This window comes from Blautia sp. AM29-29, from assembly GCF_003480555.1.
Taxonomy (GTDB): domain Bacteria; phylum Bacillota; class Clostridia; order Lachnospirales; family Lachnospiraceae; genus Fusicatenibacter; species Fusicatenibacter saccharivorans.
On sequence record NZ_QUJD01000007.1, the window covers coordinates 377 to 1,027 of the forward strand.

Consider the following 651-nt stretch of genomic DNA (forward strand, 5'->3'; position numbering starts at 1 on the left):
AAACAGTATATCGAAAACCAGAAAACATCGCAGAGACAAAAGGATAAGATGGGATAATGCAAAAAGGGATCAAATTCAGAATCTACCCGAATAAAGGACAGAAAGCCTTCATTCACCAGACGCTGGGATGCTGCAGGTTCATCTATAACCGGGGACTTGCCATGCGTAAGGAAGGCTATGAAAAAGGGGAAAAAATCGGCTATGGCCAGACTTCTGCCATGCTGACGGAACTGAAAAAGCAGGAAGAGTTTGCGTTTCTGAAAGAAGTCGATTCCATCGCATTACAGCAGTCATTGCGGGATCTTGACCGGGGATTTGTAAACTTTTTTCAAAAAAGAGCGTCCCATCCAACTTTCAAAAGCAAACATAACCATTTTCAGTCGTACAGAACGGTAAATCAAAAAGACAACATTCGTATCGTGGGAAGATATATCAAACTTCCGAAGCTTGGATATGTGAAAGTGCGTCAGTCAATGGAAGTGGGAAACATTCATCACGTAACCATTGAGCATACGCCATCCGGAAAATATTTTGCGGTTCTGAATGTTGAATTTGAACCGGAACCGCGACCTAATCAGGGTGGAACGATTGGGATTGATGTTGGAATCAAAACGTTCTATTCTGACAGCAACGGAAATACAGTAGCGAATC

1 protein-coding gene is annotated in these 651 nt (G+C 42.5%); it reads left to right on the forward strand.

What is annotated here, in order from left to right; all coding sequences use genetic code 11:
* Positions 1-56: 56 nt before the first annotated feature.
* Positions 57-651 (forward strand): RNA-guided endonuclease TnpB family protein (locus DW769_RS06335; protein ID WP_147398851.1); only part of this gene is annotated, 595 nt, incomplete at its 3' end.